The sequence below is a fragment of the Geodermatophilus sp. SYSU D00697 genome, from assembly GCF_054050175.1.
Genome location: NZ_JBJGYV010000026.1, coordinates 32,626 through 53,157, shown reverse-complemented (window position 1 = coordinate 53,157; position 20,532 = coordinate 32,626). Strand labels below are relative to the sequence as shown.

At 73.8% G+C, this 20,532-nt stretch carries 17 protein-coding genes; 11 read left to right on the top strand and 6 right to left on the bottom strand.

All coding sequences use genetic code 11. The features are described 5' to 3' along the window. Positions 1-31: 31 nt before the first annotated feature. The 3 genes from ACI79C_RS19430 to ACI79C_RS19420 all read right to left on the bottom strand — a co-directional run bounded on the left by ACI79C_RS19430 (position 32) and on the right by ACI79C_RS19420 (position 4,333). Positions 32-2,683: an ATP-binding protein gene (locus ACI79C_RS19430; protein ID WP_456947329.1), complete on the bottom strand. Its 2,652-nt coding sequence runs from the start codon at positions 2,681-2,683 to the stop codon at positions 32-34. Between the two features lie 109 nt (positions 2,684-2,792). After that, positions 2,793-3,755, bottom strand: a complete 963-nt coding sequence (locus tag ACI79C_RS19425; protein WP_456947328.1) for a methyl-accepting chemotaxis protein — start codon at positions 3,753-3,755, stop codon at positions 2,793-2,795. Positions 3,756-3,757: 2 nt separating this feature from the next. Then, the gene (locus tag ACI79C_RS19420; protein ID WP_456947327.1) at positions 3,758-4,333 is read right to left on the bottom strand and encodes a PAS domain-containing protein; all 576 of its coding nucleotides are present in this window, start codon (positions 4,331-4,333) and stop codon (positions 3,758-3,760) included. A 176-nt stretch (positions 4,334-4,509) separates the two neighbouring features. On the opposite strand from ACI79C_RS19420, the gene dcd reads away from it, so the two are divergent. The 11 genes from dcd (at position 4,510) to ACI79C_RS19365 (ending at position 15,404) form a co-directional block, all read left to right on the top strand. After that, positions 4,510-5,100 carry a dCTP deaminase gene (gene dcd, locus ACI79C_RS19415; RefSeq protein ID WP_456947326.1) on the top strand — a complete coding sequence of 197 codons (591 nt, stop codon included), beginning with the start codon at positions 4,510-4,512 and terminating at the stop codon, positions 5,098-5,100. Between the two features lie 299 nt (positions 5,101-5,399). Continuing rightward, positions 5,400-6,569, top strand: coding sequence for an ABC transporter substrate-binding protein (locus ACI79C_RS19410; protein ID WP_456947325.1), 1,170 nt, complete (start codon positions 5,400-5,402; stop codon positions 6,567-6,569). 19 nt (positions 6,570-6,588) lie between these two features. Beyond that, entirely contained in the window at positions 6,589-7,425 is an 837-nt protein-coding gene (locus ACI79C_RS19405; protein WP_456947324.1) for an ABC transporter permease, read from the top strand. Positions 7,426-7,472: 47 nt separating this feature from the next. Further along, the gene (locus tag ACI79C_RS19400) at positions 7,473-8,702 is read left to right on the top strand and encodes an alpha/beta hydrolase family protein (RefSeq protein ID WP_456947323.1); all 1,230 of its coding nucleotides are present in this window, start codon (positions 7,473-7,475) and stop codon (positions 8,700-8,702) included. Then, a complete protein-coding gene (locus ACI79C_RS19395) occupies positions 8,695-9,513 on the top strand; it encodes an ABC transporter ATP-binding protein (RefSeq protein WP_456947322.1) in 819 nt (272 codons plus the stop codon). The genes ACI79C_RS19400 and ACI79C_RS19395 overlap by 8 nt, the downstream gene beginning before the upstream one ends. Position 9,514: 1 nt before the next feature. Further along, positions 9,515-10,318: an ABC transporter permease gene (locus tag ACI79C_RS19390; protein ID WP_456947321.1), complete on the top strand. Its 804-nt coding sequence runs from the start codon at positions 9,515-9,517 to the stop codon at positions 10,316-10,318. A gap of 55 nt (positions 10,319-10,373) precedes the next feature. Continuing rightward, on the top strand, positions 10,374-12,095 hold the full coding sequence (locus ACI79C_RS19385) for a thiamine pyrophosphate-binding protein (RefSeq protein ID WP_456947320.1): 1,722 nt from the start codon (positions 10,374-10,376) through the stop codon (positions 12,093-12,095). Continuing rightward, on the top strand, positions 12,092-13,030 hold the full coding sequence (locus tag ACI79C_RS19380; RefSeq protein WP_456947319.1) for a sugar phosphate isomerase/epimerase family protein: 939 nt from the start codon (positions 12,092-12,094) through the stop codon (positions 13,028-13,030). The genes ACI79C_RS19385 and ACI79C_RS19380 overlap by 4 nt, the downstream gene beginning before the upstream one ends. Next, complete coding sequence (locus ACI79C_RS19375) at positions 13,027-13,896, top strand: MBL fold metallo-hydrolase (protein ID WP_456947318.1); 870 nt, start codon at positions 13,027-13,029, stop codon at positions 13,894-13,896. The genes ACI79C_RS19380 and ACI79C_RS19375 overlap by 4 nt, the downstream gene beginning before the upstream one ends. Next, positions 13,889-14,587, top strand: coding sequence for a TetR/AcrR family transcriptional regulator (locus ACI79C_RS19370; RefSeq protein ID WP_456947317.1), 699 nt, complete (start codon positions 13,889-13,891; stop codon positions 14,585-14,587). The genes ACI79C_RS19375 and ACI79C_RS19370 overlap by 8 nt, the downstream gene beginning before the upstream one ends. Beyond that, positions 14,577-15,404 carry a shikimate dehydrogenase family protein gene (locus ACI79C_RS19365; RefSeq protein WP_456947316.1) on the top strand — a complete coding sequence of 276 codons (828 nt, stop codon included), beginning with the start codon at positions 14,577-14,579 and terminating at the stop codon, positions 15,402-15,404. The genes ACI79C_RS19370 and ACI79C_RS19365 overlap by 11 nt, the downstream gene beginning before the upstream one ends. A 12-nt stretch (positions 15,405-15,416) precedes the next feature. On the opposite strand, the gene ACI79C_RS19360 is transcribed toward ACI79C_RS19365, so the two are convergent. From ACI79C_RS19360 to ACI79C_RS19350, 3 genes are all read right to left on the bottom strand, one after another. Beyond that, on the bottom strand, positions 15,417-16,748 hold the full coding sequence (locus tag ACI79C_RS19360) for an MFS transporter (protein WP_456947315.1): 1,332 nt from the start codon (positions 16,746-16,748) through the stop codon (positions 15,417-15,419). Between the two features lie 63 nt (positions 16,749-16,811). Beyond that, complete coding sequence (locus tag ACI79C_RS19355) at positions 16,812-17,777, bottom strand: DUF389 domain-containing protein (protein WP_456947314.1); 966 nt, start codon at positions 17,775-17,777, stop codon at positions 16,812-16,814. A 130-nt stretch (positions 17,778-17,907) separates the two neighbouring features. Then, positions 17,908-20,202, bottom strand: coding sequence for a heterodisulfide reductase-related iron-sulfur binding cluster (locus ACI79C_RS19350; RefSeq protein WP_456947313.1), 2,295 nt, complete (start codon positions 20,200-20,202; stop codon positions 17,908-17,910). Positions 20,203-20,532 lie beyond the last annotated feature (330 nt).

Genomic DNA, 20,532 nt, shown 5'->3' with positions numbered 1-20,532 from the left:
CGAGCGAGGGGAGCAGGGTCCCCCGCAGGGGTCAGGCGGTGCGGATGACCACCGTCGTCCCGGCGGCGCTCGGGGTGGCGGTGACCTCGCCGACCGCGCTCATGAGCATCGAGCCGCGGCCGCGGTCCATGCTCGGCACCCGTTCCCGCCACCGGCCGTAGTCCCGCACGGCGACCTCCACCCGCCCGTCGACCACCTCCGCCGCGACGTCGATGAACGGCTCGGTGGGCTCCTGGGCGTGCTCGAGGGCGTTGGTGGCCGCCTCGCAGGTGGCCAGCACCAGGTCGTAGGCGAGGTCCTCGTCGAGGCCCGCTTCGGCGAACAGCGCCGCCAGGCGGCGGCGCAGTGCCGGGATGGAGGAGGTCCGCGCCGGGAGACGCCAGTGGTCGCGGACGCTGCGCCCGGGTCCCCGTCCCGCCCGGGGGGCGGCGACCGGCGGGACCGCACCGAGCGGCGGCCGCGGCGAGGGGGGCAGCGCCGGGTCGGCCGCAGGCGGTGCCGCGACCCCGGCCGCGCCGTCGACGGTCCGGCCGGCTCGGGCCACCACGGCCCGGATCCGGCCCACCAGCTCCGCGGACCGGAACGGCTTGGCCAGGTAGTCGTCGACGCCGGCGTCGAAGCCCTCGACGGCGGCCTCCTGGCCCGCCCGGGCGGTGAGCATGACCACCGGGACGGCGCGGGTCGCCGGGTCGGCCCGCAGCGCGCGGAGCAGGCCGAACCCGTCCAGCCCGGGCATCATCACGTCGGTCACCACGACGTCCGGCCGTGCGGCCCGCACGCTCTCGAGGGCCACGAGACCGTCGGTGGCCGTCCGCACCGTCCAGTGCGGGGCGAGCAGCCGGGTGAGGTAGGCCCGCATGTCGGCGTTGTCGTCGACGACCAGCACGCTCCCGGCGGAGGCAGCCGGCGCCTCCGGGCCGCTCCACTGCAGGTCGTCGTCCCACGGGGCCACCACCGCCCCGCTCGCGGCCGGCGAGGGGACGGCGGGGGCGTCGGGCGCGGCGTCGGGCTCACCGAAGGGCACGGTGACGGTGAAGGTGCTGCCGACGCCGGGCTCGCTGGTGACCGAGACCTCGCCGCCGTGCAGGCCGACCAGCTCGCGGACCAGCGCGAGCCCGAGCCCGGTCCCCTCCCGGCTGCGGGCGGCGGAGCCGGTGACCCGGTGGAAGCGCTCGAACAGGTGCGGCAGCTCCCCGGCGGGGACGCCGACACCGGTGTCGGCCACCTGCAGCACGAACCGGTCGCCGTCCGGCCGCAGGGTGACGTCGATGCCGCCGACGAAGGTGTACTTCACGGCGTTGGCGACCAGGTTGAGGACGACCTTCTCCCACATCCGCGGGTCGACGTGGGCGGGCCGGCCCAGCGGCGGGCAGTCGACGGTGAGCCGGAGCCCGGCCCGCTCCGCGGCCGCCCGCAGCACCCCGGCCAGCTCCGCGGTGTAGGCGGCGACGTCGGTCTCGACCCGGACCGCCGATGCCCGGCCGGCCTCGATGCTGACGAACTCCAGCAGGTCGTTGACCAGCCGCTGGAGCCGTTCCCCGTTGCGCTGCGCCAGCGTCAGCTGCTCCCGGACGGCGGCGGGCAGCGCCGCGCCGGGCTGTTCCAGCGCGTCCGCGAGGGGGCCCAGCAGCAGGGACAGCGGGGTGCGCAGCTCGTGGCTGATGTTGGCGAAGAACGCCGTCTTGGCGCGGTCGAGCTCCGCGAGCGCCTCCGCGCGCGCCCGCTGCTCGGTGTAGGCGCGGGCGTTGACCACCGCGCCGGCGAACTGCCCGGCCAGGAGCTCGTGGAAGCTCCGGTACTCCTCGTCCAGCGCCCGGTTGGGGTTCACGCCGACGAGGAGCGCGCCGACCGGCTCGGCGCCGGCCCCGGTGACCAGCGGCAGGACGACGGCGTCGCGGACCGGGTCGCCCCACGGGCCGCCGGTCACACCCAGCGGCGCGGCGCCGTCCGGCAGCAGCGCGTCGGCGCTCCCGGCCTCGGCGGGCAGCAGGTCCGCGGCGCACCCGACGGTGGCCGCGCGCCGCAGCCGGTCCCGGCCGGGGTCCTGCAGGTAGACGGCGGCGAAGGGGACGTCCAGCGGGGCGCCGGCCAGCGCGGCGGTCATCCCGGCCACCGTGGCCAGCTCGTCCCCGAGCCGGCCGGCCGCCGTCGCGACGTCGTGCAGCAACCGCTGCCGGCGCTCGGCGAGCACCTGGCGGGTGACCTCCGTGCACACCGCGTGCATGCCGGCGACCTCGCCCTCGTCGCCGTAGGCGGGGGCGTGGGAGACGGTGAAGTAGGTCTCCTCGCGGTAGCCGGCGCGCTCCAGGAGCAGGAGCAGCTGCGGGATCCAGGACGGCTCGCGGGCGGCCATGGCGTGCTCGACCGGCTCCTGCAGCGCCGCCCAGCCCTCTGCGAGGGTGACCCGCAGGTCGTCGCCGATCGCCCCGGGGTGCTTGGCGCCGATCAGCGTGGCGTAGGCGTCGTTGTAGAACTGCGTGTACCCGGGGCCCCAGGCCAGGATCATCGGGAACCGCGAGGCCAGCACGGTCCGGACGGCGTGCCGCAGGCTGGCCGGCCATCCCGCGACCGGCCCCACCGGCGTGGTGGACCAGTCGAAGGCGGCCATCAGCCGGCCGTTGCGGCCGCCGTCCCGGAAGAGTTCGGCGTCCCCGGGGCCGGGGAGGTGGTCGGCCACGCTCACGCGCCGGCACACCTCCGTTCGTCCTGGACGGTCGGGTTCCCGCGGCCAGGCCGCGGACCGGTCGCCCGGCCCGAGTCCGGCCGACCGGGAGGGAACGGTACCCCCGTGGTCAGCGCCGCATCTCGGCGAGGAAGCCGATCGCGTCCGAGCGCAGGCGCTCGGCCATCTGCGACAGGCCGGTGGTGTCGCCGTCGGCCGAGCCCAGCGACGCCGAGCCGTCGACGGCCGCGGCGATCCCGTCGACCAGACCGTTCATCTCGGTGACCGTCGTCCCCACCTCGTGCATGACCGTGGCGACCTGCTCGCAGGCCTGCTGGATCTGCTCGACGTGGGCCGTGACCTGCTCGGTGGCGCGGGCGGTCTGGTCGGCGAGGTCCTTGACCTCGGAGGCGACGACGGCGAAGCCCTTGCCCGCCTCGCCGGCGCGGGCGGCCTCGATGGTGGCGTTCAGCGCCAGCAGCCGGGTCTGTGCCGCGATCGCGTCGATGAGCGCGACGACGTCCTTGATCTCGGCCGAGGAGCGGGTCAGCGAGCTCATCGTCCCCCGCGCGGTGCCGGTCTCGGCGCTGGCCGCCGAGGCGGCCGCGGTCAGGCCGGCGGCCGAGGCGCTCATCTCGGTCGAGGCGGTGGCCACCTGCTCGGACATCGCCAGGACGACGGCCTCGAACTCGTCGGCGAGCCGCAGCCGTGCGGTCTGTGCCTCGGTGACCCGCCCGGCGGTCTCCCGCATGGCGTCCCGCGCGGTGTTGATGTCCGTCGCGCCCTTCCGGTAGGCGCCGGCCAGGCCGCCGAGCAGCACCGAGCGGTGGAAGCGCCCCTGCGCGGCGGCGGTCAGGGCGGCCGAGGACTCCCGGACGAAGGCGTCGGACACGTCGAGCATGGAGTTGACGCTGTGCTGCAGCGCCCGCAGTTCCGGGACGTCCTCCGAGCCCGCCGTCGGCCGGCTGCGGGCCTCCAGGTCGCCGCGGGCGGCCGCCTGGCAGGTCGCGGTGAGCTCGCGGACGAACTCCCGGTAGACGGCGAGCTCCTCGGCGTCGCTGCGCCGGTCCCCACCGCGTGCGCGGAACCCCATGGTCAGCTCTCCTCCCGGCTGATGACCGACCAGATGAACTCCTCGTAGGAGCCCGCCCGCGCGGCGACGAGCTCGCCCAGCAGCCGGGACGACGCCGCGGCGGCGGCCTTCGCGGTCGGGTGGCGCCGCTCCTCGGCGAGCAGCTGCGCGTAGAGCGGGGTCAGCTGGCGGATCGCTCCCGGCGACGGGCGCCGGCGGTTGGAGTGGTACCCGACCACCCGGCCGTCGGGGCCGTAGGACGGCGTCACGTGCGCCAGCACCCAGTAGTGCGCGCCGTCGGAGGCGAGGTTGTTGATGTAGGCGAACAGCTCGCGGCCCTCGGCGAGGGTCGACCACAGCAGGGCGAACACCGCCCGCGGCATCTCGGGGTGCCGGATCAGGTTGTGCGGCTGCCCGATCACCTCGTCGAGCTGGTAGCCGCTGATCCGCAGGAAGACGTCGTTGGCGTAGGTGATGACCCCGCGCGGGTCGGTCTTGGAGACGATCAGCTCGTCGGGGCGGAAGGTGCGCTCCTCCCCGGTGGGCCGGATGCCGCGGCCGGCGCCGCGGGTGCGGGGCCCCGCCAGGGTGTCGAGCAACGGTCCTCCCGGATTCCGGACGATGACGTCCCTGTTCCATCGGCAGGGCCGCCCCCGAGTGAAGCCGGGGTTGCGGGTGGTGGCGGACACGGGGACGGAGGTCCTCGACCGGCGGAGGGCTCCCTCGTGGACGCGGGCGGGCGGGCGCGCGGCGGGCGGTCCCTAGACTCCGCCGCATGCTGCTGTCCGACCGCGACATCACGGCTGCCATCGCCGAGGGGCGGCTCGGCATCGAGCCCTACGACAAGGGCCTGGTGCAGCCCTCGAGCATCGACGTCCGGCTGGACCGTTTCTTCCGGGTGTTCAACAACGCCCGGTACACCCACATCGACCCGGCGCAGCAGCAGGACGACCTGACCACCCTGGTGGAGCCGGACGGCGACGAGCCGTTCGTCCTGCACCCGGGGGAGTTCGTGCTCGGCTCCACGCTCGAGGTCGTCACCATCCCCGACGACCTCGCCGCGCGGCTCGAGGGGAAGAGTTCCCTGGGCCGGCTGGGCCTGCTCACCCACTCCACGGCCGGCTTCGTGGACCCCGGCTTCTCCGGGCACATCACGCTGGAGCTGTCCAACGTCGCCAACCTGCCGATCACGCTGTGGCCGGGCATGAAGATCGGCCAGCTCTGCCTGTTCCGGCTGACCAGCCCCGCCGAGCACCCCTACGGGTCGGCGGTCTACGGCTCGCGCTACCAGGACCAGCGCGGCCCGACGCCGTCGCGGTCGTTCCGCAACTTCACCCGCGCGGAGACCCGGCGCCCGGCGATCTGAGCGCGGTCGTCCCCGCGACCGCGGCTCCACCCCATCCGGTTAGTCACCACTAAGGCCTCGTCCGCCTGTCGACGCCACCAAGCCCACCGGTCGGGCCTTGTCGGGGACTCCCATGCGTCAGCCTCCCCCTTGACATCCCCGGCGGCTACGAGGAACTTAATCGCGCCTAAAGAACAACGTGACACGGATCACACAAGGCGCGCCGAGTGGTGCAGGACGACGGTCCTGCGGGCCGGCTGCGGTGACCCGCGCAACGCGCCCGGATCGGCAGCACCGACTCGAGGGAGTGGGGCAACGAGATGGCCAGATGGCGTGCAGTCCCGACCCGGCAGGCGACCGGGGCTCCCGGCGTCCGCGTGCCCGCGGCGCTCGTCGGCTGCCTGCTGCTCGCCGCGTGCGGCGGCGGGGCGGAGGGCAGCGGTGGGTCCGGCGGCGGAGGCGGGACGGAGGTGGTCGAGCTGTCGGCCTTCCCCGGTGACCACATCCTCCAGGGACCCATCTACCTCGCCCAGGAGCGGGGGTTCTTCGAGGAGGAGGGCCTGGACTTCGGGCTCGAATACCCCGGGTCCACGGTCAGGGCCATCCAGTCGGTCGTCGGCGGGCAGATCGGGATCGCCTGGACCGACGCGTTCGGCGTCCTCACCGCCCAGTCCCAGGGCTTCGACCTGATCTCGGTCTACAGCACGTACCGGGGCAGCGGCTTCGACTTCGCCGTCCCCGAGGACAGCGACATCACCGGGTGGGACGCAGGGTCCCTCCGCGGCGCACGCATCGGCATCACCGCGTTCGACGGCGGCGAGGTCCCGCTGCTACGCGGTGCGCTCGCCGCCATCGGGCTGACCACGGAGGGCGAGGACTTCGAGCTCGTACCCGTCGGCGAGGGCGGGGCGGAGACCGCCGAGGCCATCGAGTCCGGCGACGTGGCGGTGATGGCCGGCGGCGCGCACGACCTCGAGGCGTTGCGCAGCCGGGGAGTGGAGATCCGCTTCATCACCCCCGACCTGACCGAGCGGTTCCCGGGGCACGTCTACGCCGTCACGCCCGACATGCTCGAGAACGACCGGGAGGCCGTCGTCGGGTTCCTGCGTGCCCACGCCCGAGGGCTGATCTGGCTCAAGGAGAACCCGGCGTGCGTCGCCGAGGTCGCCATGGAGCGGGCGCCGGAGACGGTCGGTGACCTCGACGCCGAGGGGGTGGCCTCCTTCGTGCAGAACTTCTGGGTGGGGAACAACGAGACCCACTTCGACCCGGCCTCCCCTGACCACCAGCGCTTCGGCGCCCAGGACACCGCCGGGTGGGAGGAGTACCAGTCGTTCCTCATCGAGGGGGCCATCGAAGGTGAGGACGGCGTCGTCATCACCGAGCCCCTGGACGTGGAGTCCTTCGTGTCCAACGAGCTGATCGACGAGGTGAACGACTTCGACCAGCAGGCCGAGGCCGAGGCCGCGCGGGCGGCGGACTGTGGCTGACGCGCTCCGCGTCGCGGACGTGCCCGCGACGACGGCGACCACGGGGGAGGACGGTCGGCCTCCGGCCGGCCGGATCGGGGCGACGCGGAGCTCGGCTGCCGCCTCCGTCGTCCTGCTGGTCGCCGTCCTGGCCACGTGGGAGGCGGTCTGCCGGCTCGGGTGGATCAGCGCCCGCACGCTGCCGCCCCCGTCGGAGGTCGCCGTCGCCCTGGCCGACCTGCTGACCCAGCGGTTCTTCTACGAGAACGTCCTCAGCACGCTGCGGGTGATCGCCGTGGGCTTCCTGCTGGCCACGGCGATCGGTTTCCTCACGGCTCTCCCGCTCGCCCTGTCCGAGTTCGCCCGGCGTGCGGTGTACCCGCTGGTCGTCGCGCTGGACGTCATCCCCAAGGTCACCCTGATCCCGCTGTTCATCATCGCGTTCGGCTTCGGGACGACGTCGAAGCTGGTCATCGTCGCGGCGACCACCTTCTTCCCCGTCTTCCTGTCCACGCTCAGCGGCCTGGTCGGCGTCGACCGCAACGGCGTCCGGCTCCTGCGGTCGATGGGGGCCGGCCGGTGGCAGGTGTTCCGGATGTACGCCCTCCCGGCGGCCGCCCCGCAGGTCTTCGCCGGCGTGAAGATCAGCATCACCGTGGCCTTCATCGCCGCGGTCATCTCCGAGTTCATGATCCGGAACGAGGGGCTCGGTCACCTCGTCACCTCGTTCCGCAGTGCCCTCCAGGTCGACTACGTCCTCGCCGCGACCGTCGCCGTCGCCGCCATCGGGGCGGCCCTCTACTTCGTCACCGAGGCGCTCGAGCGCTGGCTGGTCTTCTGGGCCAGCGCCGACGAGGGCGAGGCGGGGCTGCTCTGAGCGCCGGGCCCGCGGGGACGGGTTCTCGCACCAGGAGGGAGGGGACAGTGCAGCTGCACCGGGACAACCAGCAGTGGGTCTTCGACTGGGTCGTGAAGGAGACCGGCCGCGTCTTCCACTTCCAGGGCGACGGGCGTGGGGGCCTGCCGCCGGCGGTCCGCAGTCACGACATGATCAGCAAGCACGTCGGCCGCCGCGGTCTGCGCCTGCTGGCCATGGCCGAGCGGGAGGAGGCCGCCGGGCACCCGACGACCGCGCTGGAGCTGGCCTTCGACGCGGCGACGGCGTTGGCGGCCGCCCAGCACACGGTCCTGCGCACCGACGACGAGAAGCGCGCGCTGCACGCGGCCTCGCTGCGGGCCTACGAGCGGGTACGGCGGCTCGCGCCCTATCGGATCGAGCGGGTCGTCGTCCCCTACGACGGGGTCACGGCGGCCGGGTGGCTGCACCTGCACCCCGGGGTGGACCGGGCCCCCTGTGTGGTGGTGGTGCCGGGCTGCGACATGACCAAGGAGATGTACCCGCACCCGCTGTGGAACCAGGCCCATCAGCGGGGGCTGCACGTGCTCGTCATCGACGGCCCAGGCCAGGGCGAGTCCAACACCGCCGGCGTCCGGCTCACCGCCGACAACTACCCCCGGGCGGTCTCGGCCTTCCTGGACGCGCTCTGCTCCCGCCCCGACGTCGACGCCGGCGCCCTGCTCCTGTTCGGCCTGAGCTTCGGGTCGCTGTGGGCACTGCAGTCGGCCGCGTCCGACGACCGGATCGCCGCCTGCGTGGCCGCCTGGGCTTCGGTCGGCGACCTCCGACACCTCATGGAGGAGGAGTCCCCGCGGTACAAACGGCTGTTCGCCTACCTCACGCAGAGCTCCTCGGAGGAGGAGCTCGACGAGGTGGTCGCCGCCATGGCGCTGGGGGAGCGCGCCCGCGAGATCACGTGCCCGGTCCTGCTCGCGGTCGGGGAGTACGACCCGCGCAGCCCGCTGGAGGAGGTCTACGAGGTCTTCGACGCGCTCGCCGGCCCGCGGGAGCTGTGGGTCTTCGAGGACCAGCACCACGCCTGCTCGATCACCGGGCGGCCGCTCGTGGAGAGCGCGATGTGGGGCCACGACACCCCGGCGTGGGCGATGGACTGGCTGGCCGACCGCGTGGCCGGACGCGCGCCGGCGTGCCCCGGACAGGTCCTGCGCCTGTCCCCGACGGGCCTCGGGCCGCACGGTCCGACGCCTACGACCGCACGGTCCTGGTACGAGGAGTTGGGAGTCGATCATGGCTGAGGGACACGTGGCCGGGACCGTGTCGGACGCGCGCCCGGTGGACCGGCCGGCCGAGCCGGTGCTCCGCGTGCGCGACCTGGACGTCGCCTACCCGCTGCATTCCGGCGAGCAGCTGGTGGCCCTCGAAGGCGCCACCTTCGACGTCGCGCCAGGCTCCTTCGTCTCCCTGGTCGGCCCCAGTGGCTGCGGCAAGTCCACGCTGCTCAACGTGGTCGGCGGACTGGTCCCGAGGACCGCCGGCAGCGTCCGGTTCCACGACGCCGAGGTCGACGGACCGTCGTCGCGGATGGGGATGATGTTCCAGTCTTCGGTGCTGTTCCCGTGGCGCACCGTCCTGGCCAACGTGCTGGTCCCCGTCGACGTCGCCCGACAGAAGCGGTCCGACCACGAGGCGCGGGCGCGGGAGCTGCTGGAGGCCGTCGGCCTGGGTGCGTTCGCCAAGAGCTACCCCAAGGAGCTCTCCGGAGGGATGCGCCAGCGGGTCGCCCTCTGCCGACTGCTGCTCCAGGACCCCGAGGTCATGCTCCTCGACGAGCCCTTCGGCGCCCTGGACGAGTTCACGCGGGAGAGCATGAACCTGCTGCTCCTCGACTTCTGGCAGGGCACCGGCAAGACGGTCCTGTTCGTCACCCACAACATCCAGGAGGCGGTGTTCCTCTCGGACCGGGTCGTGGTCATGACGCCCCGACCCGGTCGGATCGCGCGGGTGCTCGACATCGACCTGCCCCGTCCCCGGCAGATCAGCGACATGAAGACACCGCGCTTCCAGGAGTACGTCTTCGACGTCCGCGCCCTCCTCGGGGTGAGCTGACGTGCGCACCCCCGCTCGACGGGACCGCCCGCGGTCGGGCCTCGCCCGCGTGGCGCCCCTGCTGGTCACCGTCGCGCTGGTCGCCGTGCTCGTCTGGCTCTGGGACTGGCTGGTGCAGTCCGGCCGGGTGCACCGGATCGTCCTGCCGGAGCCCTCGCAGGTGGCGAGCAGTCTGCCGGACCTCGTGACCTCCGAGACGTTCCGGACCGACCTCCGGACGACGGTGCTCGAGATCGCGATCGGCTACGCGGCGGGGGCCGTGGCCGGTCTGGTCCTCGCCCTCGCCTCCGTCGCCTGGCCGTCCGTCCGGCGTCTCCTGGCGCCCTACATCGTGGTCTTCCAGGCCATCCCGAAGGTGGTCTTCATCCCACTTCTGGCCGTCTGGTTCGGCATCGGGTTCGGGTCGGCGACCGTGGTGGTCGCGCTGGTGACCTTCTTCCCCGTCTACGTCAACGGGGTCCTCGGGCTGACCGCCGTGGACCGCGACGGGCTGGTCCTGCTCCGCTCGCTGCGGGCCTCGAAGGTCCAGACGTTCGTCATGTACCGCCTGCCCTCGGCCCTCCCGCTGCTGTTCACCGGCGGGAAGATGGCCGTGAACTACGCGATCCTCGCGGCCATCACGGCGGAGTTCCTGGGCGCCCGGGAAGGGCTCGGCTACCGCATCGTCGCGCTCGCGTCCCGCCTGCAGCTCGACGCCCTGTACGCGACGGTCCTCATCGTGTCGCTGCTGTCGGGCCTGGTCTACCTGCTGCTCGAGTGGCTCGACCGGCGACTGGTCTTCTGGCGCGAGCGTCCGGTCCGATGAGCGGCACACCCTGCACGGACATCCACCGGCCGACAGCCAGCCACGGGAGGACGGCATGACGGGCACCGACGACACGACTCCTAGCGGACAGGTCCCCGACACCCCGGCTCGCGCCGTCGCCGAGGCCCTGCGGCGCACGGGGGTGGACCGGGTGTTCCTGATGACCGGCGGCGACATCCCGCTCTGGCAGGCCCTGCGCGACGCCGGGATCGAGCTCGTCCTGGCCCGCAGCGAGGCCGCGGCCGTGTACATGGCCGACGGCTGTGCCCGGGCCGCCGGCCGGCCGGCCGTCGTCTACGGGCAGTGGGGCCCCGGGGCGGCGAACGTGGCGGCTGCGCTGGCCGACGCCTGGTGGGCCCGCTCGCCGGTGGTCGCGCTGACCTCGTCCATGGGGCTGTCCAGCCGCCATCGCACGGAGTACCAGGAGTTGTCGCAACTGCCGATGTTCGACCCGGTCACCAAGTGGAACGCCGAGGTCCCGACAGCGGCGCGGGTCGGTGAGCTGACCGAGCGGGCCGTGCGCACCGCCGCCGCGGCACCCGCCCGCCCGGTGCACCTCGATCTCCCCCGCGACCTGCTCACGATGCCGCCCGGGTCCATCGCCTGGTCCCCGGGGCCCCCCCGGGCCCCGTCGACCCTGCCCGTCCCGGCGTCGGACGACGTCGCCGCCATCGTGGCGCGGCTCCGGCGGGCCCGCCGTCCGGTCGTGCTCGCCGGCGCCGGCGTGGTCGCCGGCGAGTCGTGGGACGAGCTGGCCGCCTTCGCCGACACGGCCGGGGTGCCGGTGGTGACCAGCATGGGCGGCAAGGGCGCGATCTCCGACACCCACCCGTGCGCGGTCGGCGTCGTGGGCCGGTACTCCCGCACCGTCAGCAACCAGGTGCTCGGCGAGGCCGACCTGTGCCTGGTCCTGGGATCGGACCTCGACGGGCAGGTCACCGACGGCTACCGCCTGCCGGCGCCCGGGGCCGTGGTGGTGCACGTGGACCTCGACCCCTCCGTCCTCGGCGCGACCCTGCCGGCCGACCCCGCGGTGCACGCCGCGGCGGCCCCGGCCCTGCTCGCCCTGACGGCAGCCCTGGGCGACTCCCTCCCCCCGGAGGCGCACCGCGAGTGGCTGGCGGAGGTCCAGGCGCGGGTGCGCGGGTGGCGGGCGCAGTTCCACGCCCGAGCCGAGTGCGAGGCGCCCGAGGGGACGGTCCTCCCGGAGACGCTGCTGCGCGACGTCGCCGAGCGCCTGACCCCTGAGGACGTCGTCGTCACCGACACCGGCTACATGGGGGCCTGGAGCGGGACGCTGCTCCCCGTGGCCCGGGCCGGGCGGACCTTCCTCCGCGCCGCCGGCTCCCTCGGCTGGGCCTTCCCGGCCGTGCTCGGCGCTCAGCTGGCGTGTCCCGGCGGCCGGGCCGTGGCGGTGATCGGCGACGGTGGGATCGGCTACCACCTGGGGGACCTGGAGACCGCTGTCCGGCTGGGCATCCCGGCCGTCACGGTCGTGCTCAACAACGCCTGCCTGGCGTTCGAGCAGCACCTCCAGGAGCGTGTCTTCGGCAACGACGTCGTCCCGGCGGTGAACGACCTCGGCGACGTCGACTACGGCGCCGTCGCGACCGCGCTCGGCGCCTTCGGAGCACGGGCGACCTCGGCCAAGGAGTTCCGCGACGCCCTCGACGAGGCGCTGTCCGTGCGGCGGCCCGCGCTCATCGACGTGCGCGTCCCGCGGAGCAGCGCCGCGCCGGTGACGACCTACGAGGCCGTCCTGGAGCGTGCGCTGTGACCGCCGAGGCCCTCGCAGGCAACCCGCTGGGGATCCAGGCAGCGGTGTGGACCGAGGAGCTGTCCGTGGCCGCGCTGGCACCGGTCCTCGGCCGGGCCGCCGAGCTGGGCTACGACGTCGTGGAGCTGCTCGTCCCCGACCCCGCCGCGCTCGACCCGCGGGCCGTCCGGAGGGCGGCCGAGGCGGCCGGGGTCGGCCTCGGCATGGTGACCGCGCTGGGGCCGTCGTCCGACGTCAGCAGCGACGACCCCGCGCACCGTCGGCGGGGGGAGGAGCACCTGCGGGCGTCGTTGGACGCCGCGAGCGAGCTGGGCGCGGGTGTCCTCGGTGGGGTGCTGTACGGGGCGTTGGGCCGCCACACCGCGGCCGCCGACGCGGCAGCGGTCGAGCGCTCGGCCGCCGTGCTGCGGTCGGTCGCCGCCGACACCGACGCATCGGGCGCCGTGCTGGCGCTGGAGGTCGTCAGTCGCTACGGCAGCAACCTGCTCAACACCGCGGAGCAGGCGCGCGCGTTCTGCGCGCTCGTCGCGCACCCCCGCGTCGGCGTGCACCTCGACACCTTCCACATGCACATCGAGGAGCGGGACATCGCCGGCGCGGTCCGGACCGCCGCCCCCCATCTGATGCACGTGCACGTCGGGGAGAACGACCGCGGCCACCTCGGAGAGGGCCGCTTCCCGTTCCCCGAGTTCTTCGCCGCCCTGGGCGCGGCCGGGTACCGCGGAGCCATCACCGTCGAGACCTTCTCCCCGGCGGTCACCCCTCGGCTGGCCGCGGCGGTGGCGGCCTGGCGCACCCTCTGGCACGACCCCGACGACCTGGCCCGCTCGGCGCTGGCGCACCTGTGCTCGGCCACGGGACGCGGTGGCCCACCCGCAGCCACGGCTGCCGGCCGGGGCACCCTGGCTGCATCCACCCCGGGGGGCCCGCGGTGACGGGGGGCGACGGGGTGGGGCCCCGGCTGAGCGTCCTGCTGCCCGGCTTCGGCTTCACGACCGACAGCGGGCACCCTGCCTTCTGCGGGGTCTTCCTCATCGAGGGGCCGGACGCGCAGGGACGTCCGACGCGGGTCCTGGTGGACCCCGCGCACGTGGGCCGCCGACCGGTCCTGTGGCAGGCGCTCGCCGATCGCGGCCTGACTCCGGCCGACATCGACCTCGTGGTCCTCACCCACGCCCACTGGGACCACGTGCAGAACATCGACGTCTTCCCCTCGGCGACCGTGCTGTTGCACCCGGCCGAGCGGCGGTACTCCCTCGCGCCGCACGTCAACGACTGGGCCACGCCGGCGTGGACCGGCGTGATGCTGGAGACCATGCGGCTCGGCGACGTGCAGGAGGGGGACGAGATCATCCCCGGGGTCGGGGTCCTGGACATGCCCGGCCACTCCGCCGGCAGCATCGGCATCACGGTCGAGACGGCCGAGGGCATGGCCGTGGTGACCGGTGACGCCCTGCACTTCGCCGAGGTGGCCCGCACGCGGGTCAACCCCCTGGTGTTCTGGGACGCCGAGCAGGCCACCCGCAGCATCGACCGGGCGGTCGCGCTCGCCGACGTCCTGTACCCGGGACACGACCACCCCTTCCGCGTGACCCGGGCGGGCGACGTCGAGTACACCCGCGTGCACGACCTCACGCTGGTCGGGATCACGCCGCAGACGCCCGGTGTCCACCTGCTGCCGAGCCGGCCCATGCCACCGTGGGTCATGCCCGGCATCGAGCAGCAGCGGTCGGCGGACCGGCCGAGCGTGGCCCCGGGGAAGGGGGCCGGCCCCCGGGCGGAGGAGGTCCGGGGTGGGTGAGGGCCTCGAGCGGAGCATCGGGAGCGGGCCGCCCGGGCGTGGGAGCGAGGGGGAGGGGGCGGTCACCTCCGCCCGTGGCCGGCGGCGGCGCGACCAGATCGTCGCCGCCGCGACCCACCTGTTCCGGGACAAGGGGTTCGCCGGGACGACGATGGACGACATCGGCAGGCTGGCCGGCGTCACCGGCCCGGCCCTGTACCACCACTTCGCCACCAAGCAGCAGGTCCTCGCCGCCACCATGTGGCAGCTGGGTGACGACATCAACGCGGGCCTGGAGCAGGTCACGCGCAGCAACCTGACGCCCTGGGAGCGCAACGAGGCCCTCGTCCGCCACCTCGTGCAGGTGGTCCGGCGGCAGGGCGAGGCCTACTCGCTGGTCTTCGTCGAGGACCGCAACCTCACCGAGGAGGACCTCGCCATCACCCACCAGCGCCGCCGCTACTTCGTGGACGCGCTGGCCCGCTCCGTGCGCGAGGTCCGTCCCGACCTCTCCCTCGAACAGGCCGGGACGGTGGCCTCGTCGATCCACGTGCTGGCGGGAGCGCACACGCTCATGCCCCCGCAGGTCGACGGGGACGAACTCGAGGAGCTCGTCGTCGAGATGGCGCTCGCCCTCGTCCGGGGGACGCGGGTGCCGTCGGTCGCCGGCCCCGGGACCGTCGCCCTGGATCACCGGTCGCATGCCGAGTGATGGGCCGCCCGCCGTGGACGGCACCACCCGCCTCTGTCTCATGCTGGCCCACCCGTCGGGGCACCTCCGGGCACCCCAGGCCTTCAACAAGTGGTTCGCGGCCGCCGGGGTGAACGCCCTCATGGTCGCCGCCGACGTCCGCCCGGAGGCCCTCGCCGCGTTCGTCGCTGGTCTCCGGGGGTGGGCCAACCTCGCCGGGTGCGCGGTGACCGTGCCGCACAAGGAGGCCGTCGTGCCGCTGTTGGACGACCTCGCCGACTCGGCGGCGCGCACCGGGTCGGTCAACACCATCCGACGGGAGCCCTCCGGCCGGCTGGTCGGCGCCACCTTCGACGGCCTGGGCTTCGTCGCGGGCCTGAGGGTCCGGGGGCACGAGCCGACCGACCGGCGGGTGGGCCTCGTCGGCGCGGGTGGGGCCGGTCGAGCGATCGCCTTCGAGTTGGCTCGCTCCGGGGTCGCCGCCCTGGTCGTCCTCAACCGGACCTCCGAGCGGGCCGAGCGGCTGGCCGCCGAGGTCCGACGGGTGCACCCGGGGCTCCCGGTGTCGACCGACCCGGGTGAGCTGGCCGCGGTCGACGTGGTCGTGAACGCCACCCGTCTCGGTCTGGACCCCGACGACGCCCTGCCGCTCGACATCGGTGCGCTGCGCCCGGGGGCCCTGGTCGCGGACATCGTCATGCAGCCGGACACCACGGCGCTGCTCGCCGCCGCGGAGGGGGCCGGGCACCCGGTGCACCGGGGGCGGTACATGCGCGACGCCCAGGTCGAACCCAGCGTTCGGTTCCTCGGGCTGCACCCGGAGGTCACCCTCGGCTGAGCGGGCCTGCTCTCAGCGGCGCGGAGACCCGGCGTCCGGCTCCCTGACGTGCACGGTGACCGGCGGTTCGGTGCCGGCCACCTCGATGACGTCGCCGTGGTGGGCGTCGCACGCCCAGCCGGGCACCTCGTCGTCCACGTAGCGCTGGCGGGTCGCCAGCCACCCGCTGCAGAGCAGCACCGCGACGCCGGTCAGGACGACGACGAACATGCCCGTGTAGCCGCCGGTGATCCCGCGGAGGACGCCGACCAGGATCGGGCCGCTGCCCGCCAGCACGTACCCGCACCCCTGCGCGAAGGTGGAGAGCGCCGCGGTGGTCTCCGGCGTGCGCGCCCGGAGACCGATCAGGGTGAGCACCATGGCGAAGCTGCCCAGGCCGAGGGCGAGCAGGGTCATCCACAGCCAGGGCGCGGCCAGCGGCGCCACCATCAGTCCGACCCAGCCGGCCACGAGGAACACCACGAAGGTGACCAGCAGCGGTCGTTGCAGGCGCGGGCGGACCGTGAGGGTGGGGACGATCGCGTTGAGCGGGATGACGACCACGGTGTTGAGGCCCAGCAGCAGGCCGGCCGTCCCGGCGCTCAGCCCGGAGTCGCGCAGGTACTGCGCCCCCCACCCGATCACCACGTAGGCCTGCATCGACTGCGTGCCGAAGAAGACCGCCAGGGCGATCGCCATGCGGCTGCGCGCGAGTGACCGCATCCGCAGCGCGACGTGCGACGCCCGCGAGGCACCCGGCCGCGCGGGCACCGCCAGCCACGGCAGGGCCGCGACCACGGCGAAGACCGCCCAGACCCCCAGCGCCCACCGCCAGCCCTCGGCGCCCGCGGCGGCGGCCAGGGGGGCCGCGGTGACGGCGGCGATGGCCCCACCGACGGCCATCGACACGCTGTAGGCGCCGACGAGCAGGCCCGTGCGCGTCGGGAAGTGGCGCTTCACCAGGCTGGGCAGCAGCACGTTGCCGAGGGCGCCGCCGGCCATCGCCAGTACCGTGCCGACCAGGAACAGCCAGAACGCCCCGGAGAACGACCGGAGCACGAGCCCCGCCGCCATGGCCAGGAGAGCGCCCGCGAGCACGTGCCCGTCCCGGTAGCGGGCGGCCAGCGGGGGTCCGGCGAACCCGATCGCGGAGAAGCAGAGCACCGGCATGGTCGTCAGGAGCCCGGCCATCCCGCTGGAGATGCCCAGCCCCCGCTCGATCTCCTCGAGCACCGGCCCGATGCTGTTGACCGCCGTCCGCAGGTTGAAGCCCGTGAGCACGATCGCCGTCCCGATCAGCACCAGGCCGCGCCGGTGATCGGGAGCGGGCGGGGCGGGGGAGGGGGCCGGGGCGGTGCGGGTCACCCGACGATGGTGCTCCTGTGGCGGAGGCGACTCGCCGCCGGGTGGTTACCTCACGCAACGATCTCAGCGGGTGGAGCGGTCGACCCGCTCCACCCGCGGGACGGCCCGCGGCAGGCGGTGCCACACGGCCCGCTGCACCGACAGGGTCACCAGGGCGGCGACCAGGATGCCCGCCAGGTTGATGCCCAGCTGCGTGGCGGCGCGGAGGAACTCGTCGCCGCCGCCGAGCGCCAGGGCGATCGCCATGTCCGCGGCTGCCGGCACCGTGGTCACCGAGATGAAGACGCCGACCAGGGCGCCGCTCTTGGCCGAGGTCAGCGACAGGACCCCGGCGACCCCGGCCAGCACCGCGACGACCACGGACCACCGGTCCGGCGCGGTGATGAAGCCGGTCGCGGGACGCTCCGCGCTCAGCACCTCGGTGCCGAACCAGCCCAGCCATCGCCCGGTGAGCACGGTCAGCGCGGTCACGGCGATCGCCACCGCGAAGCCCACGGCCAGGGCGACCGCTGCCCGGCGGGCGATCGAGCGCCGCCCGTGGACCACGGCGACGGCCAGGGCGGCCAGCGGTGCGAACTCCGGTCCCAGCACCATCGCGCCGATCACCAGGATCGCCGAGTCGTTGATGATCGCGGCGGCGGCCAGCAACGTCGCGATCGTGAGGAAGGCCAGGTAGGACGCCGACAGCGACGAGTCGGCGTCCGTCGTCCGGACCACCTGCTCCCACACCACGGCGTCGGCGCCGTCCCCGGGGGCGCGCTCCTCGGCGCGCTCGGCGGCCCGCGAGACGGCGGCGTCGACGGCCTCCATCGTGATGCCGCCGTCCCGGTCGACGCCCAGGTCGCGCAGGTCGCGCAGGAGGGCGTCGGCGGACTCGCGGGCCACGTCGGCCATGACGAGGTCGCCGGCCGGTGCCTGTGCGGCGCCCGGGAAGACGGCCAGGTGGGCCGTGCCCGGGCACTGGGACAAGAGGCTCAGGACGTCCCCGGTCCGATCGGCGGGGACGGTGATCCGCAGGTGGAGCAGCACCGCGCCGTTCTACCGGGAGACGACGACGGCGCGTGTCCCTGGTCGGGACACGCGCCGTCGTCGGTTGTCTCGGCCGCCTCGCAGGACCCGCTGCGAGCTCGTGAGCAGTGGGAGGCGAGGAGGTCCTTCTTCAGTTGGGCGCGCCGTGCTCCGTCGCCGCGGAGCCGGTGCCGGCCACGTCGTCGTCCTCGCGGCCGACGTCGGCACCGGACTCGGTGCCGGGGGCGCCGACCGGCGCCAGCGACCGGAGCAGGATCTGGCTGACGTCGAGCACCTCGACGTGCTCGCCGGCCTCGCCGTTCTGCTTCTTGGTGGTCAGCGCGTCGGACAGCATCGTGATGCAGAACGGGCACGCGGTGGAGATGACGTCGGGATCGAGGTCGAGCGCCTCCTCGGTGCGCTCCATGTTGATCCGCTTGCCGATCTTCTCCTCCATCCACATCCGGGCACCGCCGGCGCCGCAGCAGAACCCGCGGTCCTTGCAGCGGTGCATCTCCTGCGTGGAGAGGCCCTGGACGGAGTCGAGGATCTCCCGCGGCGGCGTGTAGACCTTGTTGTGCCGGCCGAGGAAGCACGGGTCGTGGTAGGTGACCTTGCGGTCGACCGGCGTGACCGGCGTGAGCCGGCCCTCCTCCACCAGCTGGCCGAGCAGCTGCGTGTGGTGGACGACCTCGTAGTGGCCGCCGACCTGCGGGTACTCCCGGCCCAGCGAGTTGAAGCAGTGCGGGCAGGTGGTGACGATCTTCCGCATCCCCGGCACCCGGCCCTCGAAGACGCCGTCCAGCGTGGCGACGTTCTCCTGGGCGAGCATCTGGAAGACGAACTCGTTGCCCATGCGGCGGGCCGGGTCGCCCGAGCAGGTCTCCCCGGAGCCGAGGACGGCGAACTCCACGCCGGCGGTGTGCAGCAGCTCGGCGACGGCCTTGGTGACCTTCTTGGCCCGGTCGTCGATGGCGCCGGCGCAGCCGACCCAGAACAGGTACTCGACCTCGTAGGGCAGCGGCCCGTCGGCCATCCGGACCTCGAAGTCCATCTCCTTGACCCAGTCCTCGCGGGTGCCCGCCTGGACGCCCCACGGGTTGCCGCGGTTCTCCAGGTTGCGGAGCATCACGCCGGCCTCGGACGGGAAGTTGGACTCGATGAGCACCTGGTAGCGGCGCATGTCCTCGATGTGGTCGATGTGCTCGATGTCGACCGGGCACTGCTCGACGCAGGCGCCGCAGTTGGTGCAGCTCCACAGGACGTCGGGGTCGATGACCCCGCCCTCCTCCAGCGTGCCGACCAGGGGGCGGTGGGCCTGGGCGTCGTTGGTGCCCTCGATGCGGGCGTACCCGGAGGCCCAGACCTGCTCGTCGCTGGGCTTGAGGACGTCGTAGTCCGGCGCGGTCTCGCTCGCGGTCTTCTCACCCAGCAGGTACGGGGCCTTGGCGTACAGGTGGTCCCGCAGGTCCATGACCACCATCTTCGGGCTGAGCGGCTTGCCCGTGTTCCACGCCGGGCACTGGCTCTGGCACCGCCCGCACTCGGTGCAGGTGGTGAAGTCGAGCATCCCCTTCCAGGTGAAGTCCTCGATCTTGCCGCGACCGAAGACCGCGTCCTCGTCGGGGTCCTCGAAGTCGATCACCTCGCCGCCGGAGGTCATCGGCTGCAGCGGGCCCAGCGCCGGGGCGCCGCTGGTCCCCTCGCGCTTGAAGTAGATGTTGAAGAACGCGCTGAACCGGTGCCAGGCGACGCCCATGTTGAGCAGCCGGGAGACGACGACCAGCCACACCAGCGAGGCGACGATCTTGATGAACGCGATGACGCTGACCAGGTCGGGGCTGCTCGGGAACAGGCTCGACAGCGCGCTGGACACCGGGTGCGACCACGTCGGGGCCTCGACCAGGCCGGCGGCGATCTTGGCCGCGCGGATGCCCAGGATGCAGAGGCCGACGATGAGGACGATCGCCTCGACGAAGTAGCCGCGGCCCTCGTTGGAGCCGGCGAAACGGCTGGCCCGGCCCTGCCGGCGCGGGTGGTCGAGCTGGCGCCGGACGATCAGGTACAGGATGCCGAGCACGGTGCCGGCGCCGATGACGTCGACGAACAGGTTCCACAGGCTCCACTCGCCGATCAGTGGCAGGTGGAAGGCCGGGTCCCAGACCTCGCCGAAGGCCTCGACGAGGGTGAGGAACAGGCCGTAGAAGCCGACGAACACGAACCAGTGGGCGACGCCGATCGCCGACCACTTGAGCATCCGGGTGTGCCCGAGCGACTCCACGACCAGCGTCTTGAGCCGCGGGCCGACGGGCCGGGTGCGCGTGCGGTCCGGCTGCCCGGTCCTGATGATGCGGATCATCGCGCGCACCGCCCGGTAGGCGAAGACGATCGCGACGACCAGGAAGATGACGCTGATCGTCCCGAGGACGACCTGCAAGGGGCCCATCGAATTCCCTCCCGGACGCCGATCGGCGTCCGTTGATCCCCGCCCGCCGGCGCGGCGGGAGGGCGCTCACCGCCGATCGCACGATAGCTGTCGGGACCGCAGGCTACTCGCCGGTAACCCGTGCCGTCAGGGTCGCGCGGCGAGGCGGTCCCAGCCGACCGCGCGGCGAGGTCGCCGTCCTCATGATGTGCGGCGTGTCTCGCGACGACGCGGCGTGGTCGGCGCTCGGGGAGGGCGACTGATGGTCGGGGGCGCAACGGCCGGACCCGGGGAACGGGGAACTCGGCGGGGGGCCCGGGAACACTTCCGCCGGAGGTGCCGTTAGGCTGG